This is a genomic window from Pseudomonas sp. NBRC 111140 (assembly GCF_001320885.1).
Taxonomy (GTDB): Bacteria; Pseudomonadota; Gammaproteobacteria; order Pseudomonadales; family Pseudomonadaceae; genus Aquipseudomonas; species Aquipseudomonas putida_P.
Genome location: NZ_BCBQ01000031.1, coordinates 30,114 through 47,239, shown reverse-complemented (window position 1 = coordinate 47,239; position 17,126 = coordinate 30,114). Strand labels below are relative to the sequence as shown.

Here is a 17,126-nt window from a genome sequence, read left to right as displayed (position 1 = left end):
AGGCTGCATTCCCTTGTAAGGTCGGTCTTCTTGTCTGAGGTAGCCGGCTAGGCTAACACGCGCGTTCCAGTTCAGGGCGCGACAGATCGACTCTACTTTTGGGTGGCAGCTGTGGGCTGCTGTGCAGCCCTTTCGCGACACAAGGCCGCTCCTACAATGATCGCGCATTCCTGTAGGAGCGGCCTTGTGTCGCGAAAGGGGCGCAAAGCGCCCCCGGCAATCTCAAGCCTGAACCAGCATCCGACGGTGCCTTACCACCAGGCTATCGACAACCCACATCACCACCATCGATACCCCCACCAGCGGGAACATCACCCCCAGCACCAGCATTACCCCCACCGCCGTCTTCCAGCGCGGCAGGTCATGACGCAGCGGCGGCACGCCCAGCCCACCGGCTGGCCGGCGCTTCCACCACATCACCAGGCCGCTCACCGAGCCCAGCAGAATCATCAGGCACACCAGCAGTATGACGACCTGGTTGAACGCCCCGAACATCTTGCCTTCATGCAGCATCACGCCCATCTCGGTGGCGCGGGCGACCGGGCTGTAGTCCTGCCAGCGCACATCGGCCAGAACCTTGCCGGTGTATTGATCGACATGCAAGGTAGCATCGTTGCGCGGGTCGTCGGCGAACACGGCAATGGTGAACACCCCGTCGGCGGTGGTGGGCAGGGTGATGCTGTAGCCCGGCTCGACCTGGCGCGAAGTGGCGATATCCTCGACCTGCTGCACGCTCACCTGAGGCGCTGCGGGCATGTCTGACATCATGGAGTGGCCGGCGTGTTCGGCGTGTGCGCCAGACTGCGGCATTGGCGTGTTTTCCATCGCCCAGGGCACGGTTTGGCGGTGTGCGTTGTTCAGCTCACCCGCCTGTTGGTCCGACTTGGGCACGTCGTTCCACATGGCGGCCGGGAAGCGGTTCCACAAATCGGCATACTGCTTGCCCCACAGGCCGGTCCAGGTCATGCCGCTGACCAGCATCAGCAACAACAGGGCCGAACCCCAGAAGCCAGTTACCGCATGCAGGTCGCGCCAGAACAAGCGGCCGCGCGCACTGAACCGGGGCCACAGCACGCCAGCGCCATTGCGTCCGCGTGGCCACCACAGGTACAGGCCCGACACCACCAGCACGATGCCCCAGCCGGCGGCCAGTTCCACCAGGCGGTCGCCGAGCGTGCCGACCATCAGTTCACCATGCAGCGCACGGGCGATGGCCTGCAGGTTCTGCTTGCCGTCCTGCTCACCGAGGACCTTGCCGTTGTAGGGGTCGACGAAAACGTTCAGTTCGCGCCCGCCGTCATGCACCACGAACTGTGCACTGCGCTCGGCGCTCAGTGGCGGCAGGTACTGGCCGACATGGCCCTTGGGGTAAGCCTGGCGTACTTCGGCCAGCATCATGTCCGCGCCCTGCCGGTGGTGGCCGGCTTCGACCACCATCAAGTCGCGGTACAGCAGCGGGTCGAGCTGCGGCTTGAACAGGTAGATGATCCCGGTGATCGCCAACAGGATCATGAACGGGGCCACGAACAGCCCCGCATAGAAGTGCCAACGCCAGGCCAGGTTATAGAAATTGCTGCGTGTTCCTCTCATGGGAACCTCCTGTTTGACCAGCTGATGGGCGCAACCGAAGCTGCGCCCGTTGTTGTTGTCAGAAGCTGAAATCGACCTTGGTCCAGAAGGTCCTGCCTGGCTCGTTGACCGGCTGAGGATCGGTAGCCGGGTAGCCGAACCCGGCGTTCCCGGCCAGGTTCAAGTGCTCGGCGTAGGTTTTGTCGAACAGGTTGTCGACCCCTGCGCTGAGCTTGAGGTTGTTGTTCACCTTGTAGGCGCCGTTGAGCGAGAACACGCCGAAGCCGGCGCTCTTGTCGTAGTCCTTGCCGACCACGTTGCCTTGGTTCTCGGCAATGCGGTTTTGCGCCGCCACCAGCCGCCACAGTGCGCCGACGCTCCACACATCGCGGCTGTAGGTCAAGCCCAGACGGCTTTCCAGTGGTGGCATTTGGGGTAGCGCTTTGCCATCACTGCTGTTCTTGCCCCAAGCGTAGGCCAGCGTGGCGTCGGCCTTCCAGTTTTCGGTCAGCAGGTAGGCCGCGCCCAGTTCGCCGCCCATGATGCGGGCGTCGATGTTCTGTGCCCGGGAAGTGCTCATGCCCATCATGCCGGTGCGGTAGTCGAACAGGATGTAGTCGCGGATCTGCCCGACATAGCCCGACGCCCAGGCCTCCAGGCGTTCGGTGCGGTACTGGATGCCGAAGTCGAGTTGGGTGGTCTTCTCTGGCTTGATGCCGTCGAAGGCGTTGGCCGCCCCAGGCGGTGCCAGCTTGGGCGAGAACAGCTCCCAGTAGTCAGGGAAGCGCTGGGCATGGCCGAGGCCAATGTAAGTGGTGGCCGGGAGGGCTGCCAGGTCGTGCTCGTAGCGGATAAAACCGCTGGGCAGGGTGTCGGCGCGGGTATCGCCTTCGGTGGCGCTGCCTTTACGGAAGTCACGGGCTGAGGCGCGGTCCAGGCGGGCGCCGGTAATCAGCCGGTCTTCACCGCTGACATACCAGGTCAGTTCGCTGAAAGCGCCGTAGTTGTGGAAGTCGGCGTCCTTGGTCCAGGCCTGGCCCTTGTGTGCGTCCACACCCATGCCGCCACGCTGGCGATGTTCGTTGGTTTGCGCGTCGATGCCGCTGATCAGCTGCACATCGGCCCAGCGCCAGGTGGCTTTGATGCGTGCGCCCAGGGTGCGGCGGTCGACGTTGCTGACCATCGGCATGCCCATCATGCCGCTGCCCGACGGTGTGCGCAGGCTGTAGTTGTCCATCACATGGTCGGCGTAGTTGTAGTAGACCTGTGCCTCGACCTTGTCGAGCACCTCGCCGAGGTTGGACTTTTCAAAGCGCAGGCCCAGACTTTCGCGCTTGAACTGCGAGCCGTCCATGCCGCGCCCGGCGTAGCGGGCCTCGCCATCGCCCTTGCCGGCGGTCAGCTCCAGCAGGGTGTCCTGGTCTGGCGTCCAGCCGAGGGCGACATCGCCGTTCCACTTTTCCCAGCGCGATGGCACGGTGTCGTCGTTGCCGTCGTGGTAGTCATCCGAGCGTGACTGGTTGCCGACGAAGCGGGCGTAGGCCTGGCTGTTGCCGGCGGCGGCATCCAGCACTTTGTCGAAGCGGCCGTTGGAGCCGGCCAGCAGGCTGGCGTTCACGCGGCTGCCGAGGGCGCCGAACTTCTCGGGCTCGCGCTCGAAGAGGATGGTGCCTGCCGAACCACCGGGGCCCCAGATCACGCTTTGCGGGCCTTTGATCACAGTCAGGCGGTCGTAGGTTTCCGGCGAAATGTAAGAGGTGGGCGCGTCCATGCGGTTAGGGCAAGCGCCCAGCATCAGGCCGCCGTTGGTGAGGATGTTCAGGCGTGAGCCGAACATGCCCCGCAACACCGGGTCGCCGTTGGTGCCGCCGGCACGGATCGCCGAGAAGCCTGGGATGGTCTTCAGGTAGTCGGCGCCGTCGCTGGCCGGCACCGGTTGGCGCGGGTCTTTCGGGTTGGTGACCACGGTCAGTGGCGAACTGGGCGCCACGGCAGTGATGACCGTCGGGCTCAGCTCGGGTGCGTCGTGCGCATGGCCTTCATGGCCAGGGTCGGCGGCCAGGGCCACGGGCGCGAGCAGCGAGCCGCACACGGCGGCGAGAGTCCCACGCAGGGACAAGGCAAAAACAGGGGTGCAGCCGGACATAATGATTCCAGTCGATCAGTCATGAGTTAGCGCGAAGCCTCCTGGCTCCGTGCGCAAAATGTGGGTTCAGACGCTGATCGAGGAAGGCGGGGCGCGGCTGCGCGCACCGGGGAATACAGCCTGCCGGGCATGGCCCTGGTGCGTTGGCGCAAGCAGATGGCTGGTGGGGATTACGCTGCCGGCACTGAGCGGGCTGAGGGCCTGGGGCAGGGCCGGGCAATTGAACAACAGGCTGCAGTAACCGCACTTTTCCCACATCACGTGCAGTTGGCCATCGCCGCCATGGCCGTGATGGCTGTCGCCGCCATGCTGATGGGCAGCCGCCATCGGCATGTCCATTGGCATGCTCATGCCGGCGTGGTGGTCCATCGGCATCGACTGGGAAATCAGCGGGCCGATGAAGATCATCCACATGGCGAACAGGCTCAGCCATCCGCCACCGGCGCGCCTGCGGTCAGGGCGGGTGGTACGGCTGATGCTGTTGCGCGGCAGGCTCATGGCGAGTGCCTGTCAGCAGGTGTCAGTGCGCGTGTTCGTGGGCTTGCGGTTGATCCGCTGGCGCCTGCTTCTGCACAGCCACTTCGACGGTGATGTCGCCGGCCTTTTCGAAATGCAGGGTCAACGGGAAGCGTTTGCCATCCGTGAGCAGGCTGCGGTCCTTGGGCTGCATCAGCATCACATGGTAGGCGCTGGGGGCGAAGGTCAGGTCCTTGCCGGCAGGCACCACCACGCTGGGCACCTGTTGCATCTTCATGGCGCCGCTGGCGCTCATGGTATGTTCGTGCAGTTGCGCGTCATCGCTGATGGGGCTGTCGACACTGAGCAGGCGGTCGTCGGCCTGGCCATTGTTGTGCACCACGAAATACGCGGCGACGTTGGGCGCGTTGGGTGGCAGCTGCAGCGACCAGGGGTGGGCAATGTGCAGGTCACCCACGCTGTATTCGTGGGCATTGGCAAAGGCGCCAGGCAGCAGCAGGGCGGCCATGACGAGGGCGTGCTTGAGCATGGTGAATCTCCGTTTCTGTTCAGGTTCAGGCAGACAGCGTGATGAACTCAGGCCAGCGGAGAGGCACGGGGGTTTAGCGCAGGCCAGAGTTGGCGCGGCGTGGGTTGGTACTTGGCAGGCGGCGGCAACAGGCCGGCGAGCAGTGTCGGCGGGTTGTGCAACTGTGGCGGGTAGCCGGGCAGGGCCAGCAGCGGCGCGGCGCCAGAGCAGCACCAGCAATTCATCATGCTGGCGCTGTCGTCGCTTTGCGGGCTGAGGTCGATCTTGGCCAGGGCCTGGACATCGACGTTGGCCTTGTTGGCCATGCTGGAACAGAAAGCCCCCCACAGCAGCTGCTCGGCCGGGCCCTTGGGCGCAGCAGAGGACAGCGGCATGGCCAGCAGGTTGAACAGCACTGCAAGGCAGGCTATCCAGGCAATGTGCCGACGTGGGGGCATGGAGAGATCCGGTCAGGAATCGTGGTGGGTATTGTAAGGCGGAGTATAGGTAAAAATGACGGGGTGCGGTGAAGTGACGCAGGTGGTCGGGTAACGGGGCTGCTGCGCAGCCCATCGCGACACAAGGCCGCTCCCACAAGGACCGCGTACCGTTGGGCAGCGGTCCCTGTAGGAGCGGCCTTGTGTCGCGATGGGGCGCAAAGCGCCCCCGACAATCTCAAGCCTTGTTACGGCCCATCAACCCGCGCACGGTCTCTTGCAGGTCCGCCGGCAACACCACCACCTTGGCATTGTTGCTGCCCGCCAGGTTCTCCATGGCCCCGATATAGCGCTCGCCCAGCAGGTACATGGCCGGCACGGTCTCGTTGCCCACCGCTTCCTTGACCAGCGAAATCGCCCGCGCCGAGGCCTCGGCCAGGCTGATCTGCGCCTCGGCATCCAGCCTGGCTGCCTGCAGGCGTGCTTCGGCTTCAAGGATCGCTGCCTGCTTGGCACCTTCGGCGCGGGTTACATCGGCCTTGCGCTCACGCTCGGCGGCGGCCTGGCGTTCCATGGCCAGTTGCATGTTTTCCGAAGGCTTGATGTCCTGGATTTCCACCGAACGCACGGTAACGCCCCAGTCTTCGGTCTGCTCGGACATTGCCTCGCGCAGGCGGGCCTTGATCTGCTCGCGGCTGGACAACGCTTCGTCCAGGTCCATGGCGCCGACGATGGCGCGCAACGAGGTCATCGTCAGGCTGGTGACAGCGAACGAGAAATTCTGCACGCCATACGAGGCTTTCTGCGGGTCGACCACCTTGGCGAAGCACAGGGCGTTGGCGACGATTACGGCGTTGTCCCTGGTGATGATTTCTTGCTGTTGCACATCGAGGATGATGTCCTTGGTCGGCAGGCGGTAGGCGACCACGTCCATGTACGGGATGAGAATGTTCAGGCCCGGTTTGAGCGTGCTGTGATAGCGGCCCAGGCGCTCGACGATCCATTCCTCGCCTTGGGGCACGATGCGCACCCCTTTGAACACGGTGATCAGGACGAACAGGGCGATGGCGCCGACGACGATGAGGCTGGTCATGGTGCTTTAATTCCTTTTTGTGCGGATTCAGGCCCGGACGACGCGGGCGGTGTTCCCCTCGATGGCGGTCAGGCGCACCCGTTCGCCGGCCGGGATTTCGCTGTCAGCGATGCATGTCCATTCTTCGTTGCCGAGAATCGGCTTCTGGAAACGCACACGGCCTTTGTGGAACTCCGACACCCCAGCGGTCAGCAGGCCCACTTCGCCGATCACGCTGTCGGCGGTCCAGCGCACATCTGGCTGCTTGCGTCGGAACAGCTTGAACCAGAGCGCCGTGGTGACTGATGACAGCAGTACCCACAGCAGCACCTGCATGTCCAGTTGCAGGCTGGGAGCAGCGAGCGAGATCAGCGAGACCAACACGGCACCGATGCCGAACCAGAGGATGAAGAACGTCGGCAGGACCAGTTCGAGCAGGATCAGCGCGATGCCGAAGACCAGCCAGATCCACCATTGCATTTCCATATGGGTGAAACCTTGCGGGGGAGGGGTGTTGAGTTTAAGGGAGGACAGTGATGCAGCGCCATTTGACAAGTTGCCAGAAAGATCCGAAATGGTTGTAGGACCGCCGCCGTACGTAGTTTGAGATTACAGGTCGAGCGCTGCAGCCAGGTCTGAGGGTGATTCGAATGCTCGGTCCACATCCGGCAAAGCTGGCCGCTTCAGTACCAACACCGGTACGCCCAACTCCCGTGCTACCTCCAGCTTTGGCTCGGTCGCTACGCTGCCGCTGTTCTTGCTGATCAGCACATCGATGCTGCGACGCAGGAACAATGCCCGTTCATCCTCGATATGGAACGGCCCGCGTGCACCGATCACTTCGCAGCGCTCATTGCCTGGGCAGGCTTCCAGCGCCCGCAAAGTCCAGAACTGCTCCGGCGGAATCTCGCCCAGGTGTTGCAACGGCTCGCGGCCTAGCGTGAACAGAGGCCTGCGGAACGGCTTGAGTGCCTCGCTCAGCCCCGCCCAGTCCTCGACCTCACGCCAGTCGTCCCCCGCTTGCGCTTGCCAGGCCGGGCGGCGCAAGGCCCAGCACGTGACGCCGGCGCTACGCGCAGCGCTGGCAGCATTGCGGCTGATCTGTGCAGCGTAGGGGTGGGTGGCATCGACCAGTAGGGTGATACCCGCCTCGCGCAGGTAGTTGGCCAAGCCCTCGGCGCCGCCAAAGCCGCCGACCCGTACCTGGCATTGCAGGTCCTGCGGTACGCGGCCGATACCGGCCAGGCTGTAGACATGCTGCGGGCCGAGGCGACGAGCGATGGCCAGGGCTTCAGTGACACCGCCCAGCAGCAGGATGCGCGCGGTCATTGCACACCTGCCCGGCCAACGATACCGCCTTGGCGGTCGATGGCGAACACTTCCACTTGCACCTGCGCCGGCACCACGCTGCGGGCGAACGCCAGGGCGTGGGCGCATACCGCGTCCCCGAGGGCAATGCCGGCCGCATGCGCCAGCGCGAGCGCTTGCTGGCTAGTGTTGGCGCCGATGATGGCGGCCTGCAGCGCTGCGTCAGCACCAATGTCTGCAGCCCAGCCCGCCAGTTGCGGCAGATCGATGCTGGAATGGCGGCTGTGCAGGTCCATGTGCCCGGCGGCCAGTTTGCTGATCTTGCCAAAACCACCACACAGGGTCAGGCGCGGCACCGGCACTTTGCGCAGGTGCTTGAGCACCGCGCCGACAAAGTCGCCCATTTCGATCAGGGCGATTTCCGGCAGGCCGTAGACCCGGCGCATGGTGTCTTCGCTGGCGTTGCCAGTGCAGGCGGCGATATGCGTGTAGCCGTTGGTGTGGGCCACGTCGATACCTTGGTGGATCGAGGCGATATAGGCCGCACAGGAGAACGGCCGCACGATGCCGCTGGTGCCGAGGATCGACAGCCCGCCGAGGATGCCCAGGCGCGGGTTCATGGTCTTGAGTGCCAGCTGTTCGCCGCCCTGCACGTTGACCGTGACCTCGAAGCCGCCGAAGTAGCCGCATTCGTCGGCCAGGCGTTGCAGGTGCTCGCTGATCATGCGGCGCGGCACCGGGTTGATGGCCGGCTCACCCACCGCAAGCACCAGCCCCGGCCGGGTCACGGTGCCGACACCGCTGCCGGCGACAAAGCGGATGCTTGGCTCGTCCAGCAAGCGCACCTGGCTGTAGAGCAGGGCGCCGTGGGTCACGTCCGGGTCGTCGCCAGCGTCCTTGAGTGTGCCGGCTTCGGCGCTTTCGCCGGCTAATCGGCAGAACTCCAGGCGCATCTGCACCACCTTGCCCTTGGGCAAGGTAATGCTGACGGCATCGCTGGTTTCGCCGCTCAGCAGCAAGCGAGCGGCCGCCAGGCTGGTGGCGGTGGCGCAGCTGCCGGTGGTCAGGCCGCTGCGCAGGGGCGCGGGCTGTTCGCGGGTCTCTTCACGCATCGGCGGGCTTCACCACATCCAGCAGGGTGATCGGCAGCGCCTGGCGCCAGGTGTCGAACGCACCCAAGGGCTGGGCGTGGGCGACATGGATGCGGGTCAGCTCACCACCGTGCTGCTCGCGAAAAGACGCCAGGGCCAGTTCGCTTTGCAGGGTTACCGCGTTGGCTACCAGCCGTCCACCGGGGCGCAGGCTGGCCCAGCACAGGTCGAGCACACCCTCGCGGGTGACGCCGCCGCCGATGAAGATCGCATCCGGGCGTTCCAGGCCTTGCAGTGCCGCTGGGGCCTTGCCGCGCACCAGCTGCAGGCCGGGTACACCCAATGCATCGCGGTTATGTTCGATGAAGCCTTGGCGGCCTTCGTCGGCCTCGATGGCCAGCGCGCGGCAGGCCGGGTGGGCGCGCATCCATTCGATGCCGATCGAGCCGCAGCCCGCGCCCACGTCCCACAGCAGTTCACCGGGCTGCGGCGCCAGGCGCGCCAGGGTGATGGCGCGAACATCGCGTTTGGTCAGTTGGCCGTCATGCCGGAAGGCGCTGTCCGGCAGCCCGGCCAGCCGGTGCAGACGCGGCGCTTCGGGCGTGGCCAGGCATTCGATGGCCACCAGGTTGAGCGCTGCGATATCGGCGTGTGGCCAGTCTTGGGCGGTGCCGGCCAACACACGTTCGTGCGGGCCTCCCAGGTGTTCGAACACACGCAGGCGGCTTGGCCCGTAGCCACGCTCGCGCAGCAGCGTGGCAATGGCCGCCGGGCTGTCGCCGTCGTTGCTCAGCACCAGCAAACGTACGCCGCTGTGCAGGTGAGCATTGAGCGCCGCCAGGGGGCGGGCTACCAGAGACACCACCTGCACATCCTGCAGCGGCCAGCCCAGGCGGGCGGCGGCCAGTGCGCAAGAGGTGGGCATCGACAGTACGCGCATTTCATCGGCGGGTACCTGGCGTGCAAGGCTGGCACCGACGCCGTAGAACATCGGGTCGCCGCTGGCCAGTACGCACACGGGCTCGCCACGCAGGGCCAGCACCGGGGCCAGCGAAAACGGGCTTGGCCAGCCCAGCCGCTCGCCGGGCACGCAGCGCGGTAGCAGGGCCAGCTGGCGTGGGCTGCCGAAGATCCGCGCAGCGCCCAACAGCGCACGCCGGGCCTGTTTGCCCAGGCCACTGAAGCCGTCTTCGCCGATGCCTACTACTGTCAGCCAGGGTGCCATGTGTACCTCTTCAATATGTTGGAGCTGCATGGCAGCCCCAACATTTCAGCTAAAACTCGAACGGTGCTCGACCACCGGCTTTTCATGCCGCCGGACAAAGCAGGCATAATACCGCGCCTTCTACACTCAAGCGCATTTTCACAGATTGCCGGATACCCCTTTGACGCAGGCCCATGCCCCCAACGTTTCGTCTCGCCCCTCGGCCTGCCCGGGGTTGTGGCGCATCGTCAGTGCCCGTGATGGCGGCATCTGCCGCATCAAGCTGCCTGGCGGCCTGCTGCTGGCCGAGCAGGCCGAAGCGGTAGCGGCGGCAGCTGAGCGTTTTGCCGGTGGTGTGATCGAGGCCACCAACCGTGGCAACCTGCAGATCCGCGGCATTGGCAGCGAGCATCGTGCTTTGGTCGAGACCCTGCTCGCAGCCGGCCTGGGCCCGCGCGAGGCGGCCGGTGACGATGTGCGCAACCTGATGCTCAGCCCGCTGGCCGGGCATGACCCGGCCATGCTGCTGGACGCGCGGCCGCTGGCCGGGCAGATCCTCGACCTGCTGGAAGGCACCCCGCGCTTTCACCAGTTGTCGGCCAAGTTCGCCGTGCAACTGGATGCTGGCGAACGCCTGGCCATGCTTGAGCACCCCCATGACTTGTGGCTATCGCCCCTACGCCTGCTGCAGCAGACCTGGCTGGCGTTTGGTTTGGCGGGCTGCCCGGCGGACGGCAAAGTGCTCGGCGCGGTGCCGCTGGCGCAGGGCCTGGCGCTGGTGCGCGCAGTGCTGGAACGCTTCCTCGACCTGGCAACCCCGACGCAGTCGCGCATGCGCCAGTTGCTTGAAGTGCACTCGGCAACTGATTTCGTCGACGGGCTGGGCCTGGATATCCGCCGTGATGCCGCCGTGCTCGGATGGCGCCGTGAAGAGCACCGCGCCTCGTGGTTGGGCACGCTGCCCCAGACGCACGGTGTTGCCCTTGGCGTGGCCCCGCCGCAAGGCCGCCTGACCCCCGCCATGCTGCGTGGTGCCGCGCGCATTGCCCGCGAACTGGGCGATGGCAGCCTGCGTCTGAGCCCCTGGCAAAGCCTGGTGCTGACCAACCTGCAAGCACAACACATCGACCAAGCCCAAGCCGAACTGTCTGCGCTGGGTTTGCTGTGCCATGACCACGAACCCCTGGCGCGCATCAGCGCCTGCACCGGTGCCAGCGGCTGCGCCAAGGCCCTTGGCGAGACCAAGGCCGACGCCGTTGCCTTGGCCGCGCTGCTGGGCCCTGGCGTGCCCGCCAGCGTGCACCTGTCCGGTTGCCCTCGTTCCTGCGCCGTGGCCCATGTTGCCCCGGCCACGCTGCTGGCCCGTTCGCCGGGCCGTTACGACCTGTACCTGCGTGATGCGCGCCAGCCGGGCTTCGGTGCCCTGCGCGCCACCGACCTTACCTTGAATGAAGCAGGCGCCATGCTCGACCTGCCGACGGAGCACCTTGATGATTGACTACATCCGCGATGGTCAGGAGATCTATCGCAATTCCTTTCGGATCATCCGAGAGGAAGCCAAGCTTGAGCGGATCCCCGCCGACCTGGAAAAGCTCGCCGTGCGCGTGATCCACGCCTGCGGCATGGTCGACGCCATCGATGGCCTGCAGTTTTCCGAAGGTGCCGGACGGGCCGGGCGAGAGGCGCTGCTCAACGGCGCGCCGATCCTGTGCGATGCGCACATGGTGGCCGAAGGCATTACCCGGGCCCGGCTGCCAGCAGACAACAAAGTCATTTGCACCCTGCGCGACCCCAGCGTGCCGGGCTTGGCCAAAGACGCCGGCAACACCCGTTCCGCCGTGGCCCTGGAGCTGTGGCGGCCGTACCTGGAAGGCAGCGTGGTGGTGATCGGCAACGCCCCCACCGCCCTGTTCTACCTATTGGAAATGCTCGATGCTGGCGCACCCAAGCCTGCGCTGATCCTCGGCTTTCCGGTCGGTTTCGTCGGTGCTGCCGAGTCCAAGGCCATGCTCGCCGCTGACAGCCGCGGCGTGCCGTTCGTGATCATGCAAGGCCGCCTGGGCGGTAGCGCGATGGCTGCCGCCGCGGTCAACGCCCTGGCCACGGAGGTGGAATGATGCTGCCGCGTGGACGACTGCTGGGCCTGGGCGTGGGCCCTGGCGACCCGGAACTGATTACCCTCAAGGCCTTGCGCCTGCTGCGCGAGGCGCCGGTGGTCGGTTACTTCGTGGCCAAGGGCAAGCGTGGTAACGCTTTTGGGATCATCGAAGCACACCTGCAGCCCGAGCAGACCCTGCTGCCGCTGGTCTACCCGGTAACCACCGAAGCCCTGCCGGCGCCGCTGTCCTATGAGCAGGTGATCAGCGACTTCTACGACGAAGCCAGCGTGCAAGTGGCCGAGCACCTGGATGCCGGCCGCGACGTGGCGGTGATCTGCGAAGGTGACCCGTTCTTCTACGGCTCCTACATGTACCTGCATGACCGCCTGGCGCAGCGCTATGAGGCCGAAGTGATCCCCGGTGTCTGCTCGATGCTTGGTGGTGCTTCGGTACTGGGCGCGCCGCTGGTGTACCGCAACCAGAGCCTGTCGGTATTGTCTGGTGTGTTGCCCGCCGAAGAGCTCAAGCGCCGCCTGGCCGATGCCGATGCAGCGGTGATCATGAAGCTTGGGCGCAATTTCCCCAAGGTGCGCGAAGTGCTGGCCGAACTGGGCCTGGACGGGCGTGCGCTGTATGTGGAGCGGGCGACCATGGCCAACCAGAAGATCGTGCCGCTGGACCAGGTCGACCCGCAGTCGTCGCCGTACTTCTCGCTGATCATCGTGCCGGGGGAAAAATGGCAGGGTTGAACATGCACAAGGCACCGGCAATCGTCATCCTTGGCCCGGGTAGCCTGGCCACCGCGCAGCGAATCCAGCAGTGCTACCCACAGGCCACAATCCATGGCCTGCAGGGGCGTGTCGAGGGGGCAGACCAGTCGTACACCGCGTTCGGCGATACCCTGCGCGGGCTGTACCAGCAGGACATGCCGATCATTGCCCTGTGTGCTGCCGGTATCGTCATTCGCAGCCTGGCCAGCGTGCTTAGCGAGAAGGGCAGCGAGCCGCCGGTACTGGCCGTGGCCGAGGATGGCAGCGCGGTAGTGCCGTTGCTCGGTGGCCTCGGTGGGGTCAACCTGATGGCGCGCGAAATCGCAGAAGCGCTGGGCGTTGCCGCCGCCATTACCACCAGTGGTGAGCTGCGCTTCGGCACTTGCCTGTTGAACCCGCCGCAAGGTTACGCACTGGCGGACATCGAGCAAGGCAAGCGTTTCGTTTCCGATTTGCTGGCAGGTGAGTCGGTGCGCATCGAGGGTGACGCCCCGTGGTTGCAGCAGGTGCAGTTGCCCGCCAGCGAAGCGGCGCAGCGCACCATCCATGTGGGGCATCAGGTGCGCCCGGCCAACCGCGACGAACTGCTGATCCACCCGCGCTCGGTGGTCGTGGGGGTTGCCGGTGGCAACCTGCACAGCATGCGTGCGGCATTGCAGCAGGCCGGCATCGCCGAGCCATCGGTAGCCTGCGTGCTGGCGGACGAGCGCGCCATGGCCGACAGTGCCTTGCACGAGGCTGCGCAGACCTTGGGTGTCGCCTTGCGCTTTGCCAGCAACCCAGGCGACGTGGCCAGCATGGTTGCTGCGGCATTGCCCAATGCCGAGTTGATAACGCATGGGGATGTAGTCATCGCGGTGGCGCCTGCGCCGGTCGATGTAGCACAAATCGGCCGCCGTCGCGGTCGTCTGGCGGTTATCGGCCTTGGTCCAGGTGCGGCGCAATTGATGGTGCCGGTGGTCAAGGCCGAACTGGCACAGGCTGAGGATGTGCTCGGCTACGAAACCTACGTGCGCATGGCCGGGCCGTTCCGTGATGACCAGATCCTGCACTGCACCGACAACCGTGAAGAGATGCAGCGCGCCCGGCATGCCTTCGAGCTGGCGGCCCAGGGCCGTTCGGTGGTGGTGGTTTCGTCGGGTGACCCGGGCGTGTTCGCCATGGCCGCTGCGGTGCTTGAAGCGTTGCATGAGTCCAGCGACCCCGCCTGGCACCGCGTGGACCTTGAGATTCTGCCAGGGGTGTCGGCCTCGCTGGCAACCGCCGCCCAGGCGGGAGCACCGCTGGGGCATGACTTCTGCGTGATGTCGCTGTCGGACAACCTCAAGCCCTGGTCGATCATCGAAAAGCGCCTGGACCTGGCGGCTCAGGCCGACCTGGTGCTGGCGTTCTACAACCCGATCTCCAAAGCCAGGCCGCACCAGCTAGGGGTGGCGCTGGAGGTGGTGCGTCGGCACCGCGACGGGAGCACGCCTGTAGTCCTTGGTCGTGACATCGGTAGGCCGGGGCAGACGCTGAAGGTAGTCACCTTGGCCGAGCTGCAGCCAGAAATGGTCGATATGCGCACCATGGTGTTGGTCGGCTCCTCTACAACCTGCGTATTCCCTCGTCTGTCGGGCGGGGTATGGGCCTACACCCCGCGTTGGTACCCCACCACCAACTAGTTGCGTCGGAAACTCTTCAGCGCGCTGAATCGCCAGCGGGCTGGATAAGGTGATTGCCCCTGACTCAAGGGGCAACCATCAAGGAGTTTCTACATGTCCGATGAAACACAAGTCACCACCAACAACACCGCCATCCTGGTCGAAGGCAACCTGCTGGCCTGCGGCGCAGGTATGTCTGCGAAAAGCCGTCACGACGTCAAGAACGCCTTCCACTTCGCCACATTAGTGGCTGACAAAGCGTTCGATGCCGAAAAGCAGAGCCGGGAGTGGTACGACAAATTCATCGATGTGATGCGTGATCTTGGCTTTACCATCCCTCGACGCACCTTCGAGCTGGAAACGTCGGCGGAGCTGTCTGTCACCGTAGGCGCCGTTGCCGTCCGGGCGATCGGTGTTGCTGGCAACGCACTGCTGGGGGGCACCAAGCTGGGTGCTCTGGCCAAGATGGCCTTCGATAAAATGACCACCGTCGAAAACGACGTCAAGGTGCTCGACCACAAACGCAAGAACAAATCCAGGGGCATGGTTGGCCTGGCTGCCTGCATCGAAACAGAGAACAACGATGTGGTCATGGTCGTGAGCTGCATCCAGGCATCTGCCCCGACACTGGACGATGACGTGCTGGGCATCCAGTGGAAGCTGGACAAGACCCACTACTACGCCGGCACCGCGGTGCTCACGCTCAACAACTTCGTGTACAACAAAGTGCGCGAAACCGTGGAAAACAAACTCGGCGTGCGCAGCGTCGAGAACGTACTCCAATACGACATCTGATAGCGCGGCGGCGTTGCACCAACGCCGCCTTGTTCGCTTGTTTGCAATGAGACAAGACCATGAATAGTTCAGTTGAGCAGCTGATGTTGATTGGTGGAACGGCATTGCTGTATTCCACAGGCGCCACCGAGGAGCAACGCCAGGCCGCGTTCGACTCGATTCTTTACGCACAGTTGCTGGCCAACAAGAATGCCGGACCACGCTTTGATGACTACGAGCACTGGTACGCCGCCTACAGGGATGCGTACCGCCAACTTGGCTGGATCAAACTGGCCAGTACCCACGACTTCAAGCACTTGGGGCAACCCTTGCGCACCGCGCCGGTGCAGCCACTTGAGGCATGGCTGAGAATGCGCTCTATCCGTCACGAGGCCGTGCTGGCAGCGGTGAAAACGGGTTTGAGCCGATCACTGGAAGGTTTTGGCCACTTGCTGAAGTACAGCACGCAGGAGCAGACGCAGGGGGCGAAGCTTGTGATCGAGCTGGGCGTGCTCAAGGCAGGGCCGGTGCTGGATCTGTGCAGCATCTCGATGCAGGTCGGCAAGTCGATTTCGAATATCCCGCTGGGCACTTGGCTGAGTGAACAGGTGCTTCAAGGAGAGGCAGAGTTCAACGGCGTTTCCCTGGCATTGGATAACAGTCGGTTCCAACGCCAGCGCGATGAACTGCAGGCGTTGATGAAAACCAAGGATGCACAAGGCGCTTACCGGTTTGACCCTTATGCGCCGATAACGGGAGCACATCATGAGTGACGCCACGTCTGCCGTGATCGGCGCGGGCATCGTTTCGTTCTTGCCAGGTATTCCGGCCGCTTTGCAAAACAAGGTGAAACTGGCCCTGGCAATGGCCGAACGTGCTACCGAGACGGCGTTTCGAGAAGGGTTGATCGAGGACTGGTTTGCCTACTACCGCAACCAGCTCAAATATATGGGCTGGGATGCAGTGTCTGCCGAGCAGGTTCATTGGCCGGATGGACAGCGCGCCCGTCAGGCCGACCAGGTGCTGGAAACCATTGCGGCAACGGCTGGCGAGCACTTTGCCTCGGCGATCGGCATTTCCATGCGCAAGCTGTTGGCCAACCCGTCGGTGCTGCAGTCGCTTGAGCGGTGCGCCTACGAACGCCAGCATTTCCAGCTGCTGCCTTGCGCTCCGGCCGGTGCCAACCGGGTGGACATGGTGCTTTACCATGAAGCGGATGTGCGTTCGGCCTTCCGTGCAGGCTTCATCAGCCATAGGCGCAGCCATCGGAATGTGCGTGCGGAGTTGATACGTTTCAACATGCTGGCGTTCGAGCACAGCTTTTTGCCAAAAGTGCAGGAACGTGTCGTTCAGGTCTCTTTGCAACGCATTCTGGATTACGCCCTTTAGGGCACCAGGTAGCCCTTGATGCCGGTGAAGATGATTTGCGCAGCCAAGGCGCAGACGAACAACCCCATCAGCCGGCTGACGATCTGCAGCCCTTGGTCGCCAAGGATGCGTTCGATGCCGTGTGACAAGTACAGCACCAGGCCGACGGTAAAGCTGGCCAGCGCGATGCTGACGATGGCCAGCAATTTGTCATCCCAATGCGGCTGGCCCACGCCCATGACCAGCAGGGCGCCGATGGTGCCAGGGCCGACGGTCAGTGGAATGGTCAGCGGCACGATGGTCACATCCTGCTGCACGTTGTCGGCCTGCACCGCCGGCTTGCCCTGGGCCATACCCAAGGCAGAAATGAACAGCACGCTACCGGCCCCGATGCGGAAGGCGTCGGCGGTGATGCCGAAAATGCCGAAGATCACCCGCCCGAACAGGTACAGCAGCACGCTGGCGACCAAGGCTGCGAAGGCGACCTTCCAGGCCAGTTGCTTGCGCTCCTTGCTGGAGTGGCCGCGGGTCAGGCTGATGAAGCACGACAGCACGAAGAACGGGCTGTAGAGCACGAGCATTTTCAGGTAGACGCTGAACAACTCATGGAGCATGAGCACTATTCCTTGGGCAATCTGAAGCTTGCGCTCCCGCAGGGGC

Annotated in this window: 18 protein-coding genes; 7 read left to right on the top strand and 11 right to left on the bottom strand. The window is 64.5% G+C overall.

Annotation, left to right across the window (positions count from 1 at the left end; translation table 11 throughout):
• Positions 1-222: 222 nt before the first annotated feature.
• The 10 genes from APH42_RS12610 to APH42_RS12565 all read right to left on the bottom strand — a co-directional run bounded on the left by APH42_RS12610 (position 223) and on the right by APH42_RS12565 (position 9,833).
• Positions 223-1,590: a PepSY domain-containing protein gene (locus APH42_RS12610; protein ID WP_060493414.1), complete on the bottom strand. Its 1,368-nt coding sequence runs from the start codon at positions 1,588-1,590 to the stop codon at positions 223-225.
• A gap of 58 nt (positions 1,591-1,648) precedes the next feature.
• Entirely contained in the window at positions 1,649-3,715 is a 2,067-nt protein-coding gene (locus APH42_RS12605; protein WP_060493413.1) for a TonB-dependent copper receptor, read from the bottom strand.
• A gap of 66 nt (positions 3,716-3,781) precedes the next feature.
• On the bottom strand, positions 3,782-4,213 hold the full coding sequence (locus tag APH42_RS12600; protein ID WP_012274409.1) for a DUF2946 domain-containing protein: 432 nt from the start codon (positions 4,211-4,213) through the stop codon (positions 3,782-3,784).
• A 22-nt stretch (positions 4,214-4,235) separates the two neighbouring features.
• The gene (locus tag APH42_RS12595) at positions 4,236-4,721 is read right to left on the bottom strand and encodes a copper chaperone PCu(A)C (protein ID WP_060493412.1); all 486 of its coding nucleotides are present in this window, start codon (positions 4,719-4,721) and stop codon (positions 4,236-4,238) included.
• A gap of 47 nt (positions 4,722-4,768) precedes the next feature.
• The gene (locus tag APH42_RS12590) at positions 4,769-5,158 is read right to left on the bottom strand and encodes a DUF2946 domain-containing protein (protein WP_060493411.1); all 390 of its coding nucleotides are present in this window, start codon (positions 5,156-5,158) and stop codon (positions 4,769-4,771) included.
• A gap of 217 nt (positions 5,159-5,375) precedes the next feature.
• Positions 5,376-6,230 (bottom strand): SPFH domain-containing protein, encoded by an 855-nt coding sequence (locus tag APH42_RS12585; RefSeq protein ID WP_012274406.1) that lies wholly within the window; start codon positions 6,228-6,230, stop codon positions 5,376-5,378.
• 27 nt (positions 6,231-6,257) lie between these two features.
• Positions 6,258-6,695 carry an NfeD family protein gene (locus APH42_RS12580; protein WP_012274405.1) on the bottom strand — a complete coding sequence of 146 codons (438 nt, stop codon included), beginning with the start codon at positions 6,693-6,695 and terminating at the stop codon, positions 6,258-6,260.
• Positions 6,696-6,818: 123 nt separating this feature from the next.
• Positions 6,819-7,538 carry a cobalt-precorrin-6A reductase gene (locus APH42_RS12575; protein ID WP_060493410.1) on the bottom strand — a complete coding sequence of 240 codons (720 nt, stop codon included), beginning with the start codon at positions 7,536-7,538 and terminating at the stop codon, positions 6,819-6,821.
• Positions 7,535-8,629, bottom strand: a complete 1,095-nt coding sequence (locus APH42_RS12570) for a cobalt-precorrin-5B (C(1))-methyltransferase (protein WP_012274403.1) — start codon at positions 8,627-8,629, stop codon at positions 7,535-7,537. Before APH42_RS12570 ends, APH42_RS12575 begins: the two co-directional genes overlap by 4 nt.
• Positions 8,622-9,833 carry a bifunctional cobalt-precorrin-7 (C(5))-methyltransferase/cobalt-precorrin-6B (C(15))-methyltransferase gene (locus APH42_RS12565; RefSeq protein ID WP_060493409.1) on the bottom strand — a complete coding sequence of 404 codons (1,212 nt, stop codon included), beginning with the start codon at positions 9,831-9,833 and terminating at the stop codon, positions 8,622-8,624. The genes APH42_RS12570 and APH42_RS12565 overlap by 8 nt, the downstream gene beginning before the upstream one ends.
• 145 nt (positions 9,834-9,978) lie before the next feature.
• On the opposite strand from APH42_RS12565, the gene cobG reads away from it, so the two are divergent.
• From cobG to APH42_RS12530, 7 genes are all read left to right on the top strand, one after another.
• Complete coding sequence (cobG, locus tag APH42_RS12560; protein ID WP_012274401.1) at positions 9,979-11,310, top strand: precorrin-3B synthase; 1,332 nt, start codon at positions 9,979-9,981, stop codon at positions 11,308-11,310.
• On the top strand, positions 11,303-11,929 hold the full coding sequence (locus APH42_RS12555) for a precorrin-8X methylmutase (RefSeq protein ID WP_012274400.1): 627 nt from the start codon (positions 11,303-11,305) through the stop codon (positions 11,927-11,929). The genes cobG and APH42_RS12555 overlap by 8 nt, the downstream gene beginning before the upstream one ends.
• Positions 11,926-12,660 carry a precorrin-2 C(20)-methyltransferase gene (locus APH42_RS12550; protein WP_171577229.1) on the top strand — a complete coding sequence of 245 codons (735 nt, stop codon included), beginning with the start codon at positions 11,926-11,928 and terminating at the stop codon, positions 12,658-12,660. The genes APH42_RS12555 and APH42_RS12550 overlap by 4 nt, the downstream gene beginning before the upstream one ends.
• The gene (cobJ, locus tag APH42_RS12545; RefSeq protein ID WP_060493408.1) at positions 12,648-14,345 is read left to right on the top strand and encodes a precorrin-3B C(17)-methyltransferase; all 1,698 of its coding nucleotides are present in this window, start codon (positions 12,648-12,650) and stop codon (positions 14,343-14,345) included. Before APH42_RS12550 ends, cobJ begins: the two co-directional genes overlap by 13 nt.
• A 93-nt stretch (positions 14,346-14,438) precedes the next feature.
• Positions 14,439-15,119: a hypothetical protein gene (locus tag APH42_RS12540; RefSeq protein WP_060493407.1), complete on the top strand. Its 681-nt coding sequence runs from the start codon at positions 14,439-14,441 to the stop codon at positions 15,117-15,119.
• 59 nt (positions 15,120-15,178) lie between these two features.
• On the top strand, positions 15,179-15,871 hold the full coding sequence (locus tag APH42_RS12535; RefSeq protein WP_082421391.1) for a hypothetical protein: 693 nt from the start codon (positions 15,179-15,181) through the stop codon (positions 15,869-15,871).
• Entirely contained in the window at positions 15,864-16,487 is a 624-nt protein-coding gene (locus APH42_RS12530; protein ID WP_012274395.1) for a hypothetical protein, read from the top strand. Before APH42_RS12535 ends, APH42_RS12530 begins: the two co-directional genes overlap by 8 nt.
• On the opposite strand, the gene APH42_RS12525 is transcribed toward APH42_RS12530, so the two are convergent.
• Positions 16,484-17,080 (bottom strand): MarC family protein, encoded by a 597-nt coding sequence (locus APH42_RS12525; RefSeq protein ID WP_012274394.1) that lies wholly within the window; start codon positions 17,078-17,080, stop codon positions 16,484-16,486. The genes APH42_RS12530 and APH42_RS12525 overlap by 4 nt on opposite strands.
• Between the last annotated feature and the right edge of the window lie 46 nt (positions 17,081-17,126).